This is a genomic window from Peribacillus sp. P4_D6 (assembly GCF_056401795.1).
In genome coordinates, this window is the sequence record NZ_JBFUIQ010000269.1 from 1 (window position 1) to 2,468 (window position 2,468).

Annotated in this window: 1 protein-coding gene; it reads left to right on the forward strand. The window is 38.6% G+C overall.

From position 1 onward, the window contains the following. The first annotated feature begins 622 nt into the window (after positions 1 to 622). A complete protein-coding gene (locus tag AC1DVB_RS26590) occupies positions 623 to 2,227 on the forward strand; it encodes a sigma-54 interaction domain-containing protein (protein ID WP_477591795.1) in 1,605 nt (534 codons plus the stop codon). The last annotated feature ends 241 nt before the right edge of the window (positions 2,228 to 2,468 follow it).

Consider the following 2,468-nt stretch of genomic DNA (forward strand, 5'->3'; position numbering starts at 1 on the left):
CCCCACAGGCGCTTGCGCTGAGGAGGCTTGGCAGACAGTCGGCGGAAAGGGAGCGGATCTCTGAAATCAGCTGCAACTTTTTTCAATGCAAACTGAGTTTTCATCGAGTTTGTCTACAGTCTGAAACCTAATCCAAATACGGATTAGGTTTTTTCAAACTGTCGAGAAACTTTTTAAACACTTAACAAATAGTTCTTAACCCTTAAAGTATCTGAAATTAAACAATCTTAAGGTATGAGCCATTTCGCAGGCATTTTTATTATGCAACAAAAGGACAAGATTTCCTGTGATGAGTGAAAATGGATTTGAGCATAAAAAACACCATTGATATGATAAAAGAAACATACCATTGCTATTTATCGTTTTAATCAGAAATAGGGCAATGAGATTGAATCGTTTTACCGGTGCAGCATTTAATTCTTGGTGTCGTTGATTGTCGTACATAGTATCATTAAAAAGAAAAAGGAAAAAACATTACATAATGCTCACACAATATAATTTAATAAGTTCATTGTCTTCTTTAATTGAATAGACTTGGAAGCCGACAGGACCTTCAAAAAGTCTTCAATCAAGGAGGAAGCGTTCTATCAAATAGTAAAGACCAGCCAGGGAGTGGATATTGATGACTAAGTTTTATTCGGATATGACAGTGGAGGAAGCAATATCTTGTTTCCCGATAGGAAGCACTGAAGTGGAAGTTTTGGATGATTCAGAGGATTTCATCGGATTTTTGACAATAGAGGCGTTATCAGCGGCAGTGCAGCAGAGTGATTTGACGAAGCCCATTTCTCATTTCATTACGGTTAATGCACCGCTGCAAAATTTACGGAATTACTCAATACCATATGATCAATTTCAAGCATTCTTTGAGAGTGATTTATGCAGGGTTGTTTTTAATGCTCTGTATGATGGAGTGTATATCACGGATGGTGATGGAACGACATTATTTATCAATCAAGCCTATCAACGTATTACTGGAATAAGAGAAGAGGAAATCATCGGAAAACCGATGAGTTATTTAATTGAGCAAGGTATGATATCCGTTTCAGCTTCATTGGATTCCATTCGAACGAAGAATCAAGTTACTTTAACACAAAGAATTCGAAATGGAAGAAAGATTATCGTATCGGCCACACCTATTCTATCGCCACAGAATGAAGTCATATTTGTCATAAATAGTGTCAGGGATATTACTGAATTAATCCGGATGAAGTATACGATTGACAGCCAAAAGTTATCTTTCCAACCTATTTCCCAATTATTGCCTGGCTCGGAACAGGTGAATTTACAGGAAATCATCATTGGTCCTTCTACAACTCCTTTATTCAAACTGGCTGATAAAGTGGCTAAAACGGATGCGAAGATCTTGTTGCAGGGGGAAACAGGAGTAGGGAAGAGTTTAATCGCCAAGTACATACATGCCAAAAGCTCCAGGAAGGAAAAAATATTCCTTGAATTAAATTGCGGAGCCATTCCAGCGAACTTGGTAGAATCTGAACTTTTTGGATATGAACCAGGGGCATTTACCGGATCCCTTAAGAATGGAAAAATGGGGATTTTTGAAAAAGTGAATGGTGGCACGTTATTTTTGGACGAAATTGGGGATTTACCTTTAGAGTTACAGGTGAAACTTTTGAAAGTGGTAGAAGAAAACAAGTTTATGAGAGTGGGTTCTACCGAAATGAAAGAAGTGGATGTCAGGTTAATTACAGCCACCCATCGTGATCTGGCCTCCCTCGTGCAAGAAGGATCCTTCCGCGAAGATCTTTATTACCGGCTTAATATCGTTTCCTTTGAAGTCCCGCCTTTACGCCAGAGAAAGGAAGAAACGATCCCGCTTTTAGAAATGTATTTGAAAAAATTTAATGAAAAATATAAAGAGAAGAAAAAGATGACACCGGAATGCTATGAATGGCTGACGAACTATTCGTGGCCTGGCAATATACGTGAGCTTGCGAGTCTTGCAGAGCGGCTGGTCGTCACGACATATGATGATACGATTGATTTGTCTAATTTACCATCTTTCATCCAGCCGGTCTTATCAAAAAAAACGACAACACATTCTTTGAAGGAAGCCGTTTCCGAGCTGGAGCGTTCCCTGATATTGAATGCGATGAAGAAGTATGGGACTACAAGGGCCGCTGCCATCTCTTTGGATATCAGTCAAAGCGCTTTGGTGCAAAAAATGAAAAAATTTCACATGCGATTAGAAAACGAATCGAATTAGTTTTTTTGATTTGATTTCTACTCATTATTGATCCGGTAACACATGAAAAAAAGGGTATCTCCCTTATAAATTAAGCGTTTTCAAACTTTGGCATGATTCCTGCATTAGTAAAAACATGAAAGGGGAGATAACCATGAATATTTCTATATTTTCTATGGCTAACAAATTGGTGACAGGAGCAGATTCTTTACWGCAGCTGACTGWTGAGGTTACGCGATTAGGGATGAAGAATCCGTTGATC